Raw genomic sequence first — 1,181 nt, forward strand, 5'->3', positions numbered from 1 at the left:
CGCTTTTCGGATGATCAGACCTGTCCTTCAATTCCCACAGCGAGGCCGATCCGTTATGAACCTGACCCCGATACAGCTTTCCTGGACCGTGGCCGTGGGTGCGGTCCTGGTGTCCGTGCTCACGCTGGTGATGTTTCTGCGTCTTCGGAGTCGCCGGGCGGGTCGGTCCGGTGAGGTGGCCGATTCCTGGGAGCGCGGTGAGGAGCGGCGCCGGCGCCGCGAGATGGTGTACGGGATCTCCTCCTACACGCTGTTGTTCTGCTGTGCGGGTGTGGCGGCCGCGTTGTCGTTCCACGGTCTGGTGGGTTTCGGTGTGGAGAATCTGGGGTTGTCGGGTGGTTGGGAGTACCTGGTGCCGTTCGGTCTGGACGGTGCGGCGATGTTCTGTTCGGTGCTCGCGGTGCGTGAGGCCAGTCATGGTGACGCGGCGTTGGGGTCGCGTCTGCTGGTCTGGGTGTTCGCGGTTGCTTCGGCGTGGTTCAACTGGGTGCACGCGCCGCGTGGTGTGTCGCATGACGGTGCGCCGCAGTTTTTCGCGGGGATGTCCGTGTCGGCTGCGATTCTGTTCGACCGGGCGTTGAAGCAGACTCGTCGGGCGGCGTTGCGTGAGCAGGGTCTGGTGCCGCGTCCGCTGCCGCAGATCCGTATCGTGCGGTGGTTGCGGGCGCCCCGTGAGACGTTCGCGGCCTGGTCGTTGATGTTGCTGGAGAACGTTCGGAGTCTGGACGAGGCGGTCGACGAGGTTCGGGAGGAGCGTGAGGCCAGGCAGGAGGCCAGGTTGCGGACCCGTAGCGCCGATCGGCGGGAGCGGGCGGAGCTGAAGGCCATCGCCCGCCGGGGTGGACCGTTCTCGCGGGCCCGTGGCAGCCGGGCCCTTGCCGGGGTCGCCGTTGCCGTCACCTCCGAGGGGCGGCAGGGCGGTTCGGACCCTCTCCCGGCGGTCGGGCCCGATCACCCGGGCGGTCTGCCGCGGGCTGGCGCGGCCGACCTCGCCCGGCGGCCGGCCCGCTCGGCGGCCCGGTCGGTGGCCGGGCCCGAGGTCCATCGCGGTGGTCTCGTCGAGGACGGCCCCGAGGAGTCCGTCACCGTCGACCTGACCGCGGATGACGACACCCTGTCACTGCCGAAACTGGACGCGTTGGAACGCAAGCTCCGCGCCATCGAACAGCAGCTCGGCTGAG

1 protein-coding gene is annotated in these 1,181 nt (G+C 69.1%); it reads left to right on the plus strand.

The window, feature by feature from the left end:
- Positions 1-55: 55 nt before the first annotated feature.
- Complete coding sequence (locus PUR56_RS00485; protein WP_329947374.1) at positions 56-1,180, plus strand: DUF2637 domain-containing protein; 1,125 nt, start codon at positions 56-58, stop codon at positions 1,178-1,180.
- The last annotated feature ends 1 nt before the right edge of the window (position 1,181 follow it).

Origin of the sequence: Streptomyces sp. BE303 (assembly GCF_036290945.1) — a bacterium.
Lineage (GTDB): Bacteria > Actinomycetota > Actinomycetes > Streptomycetales > Streptomycetaceae > Kitasatospora.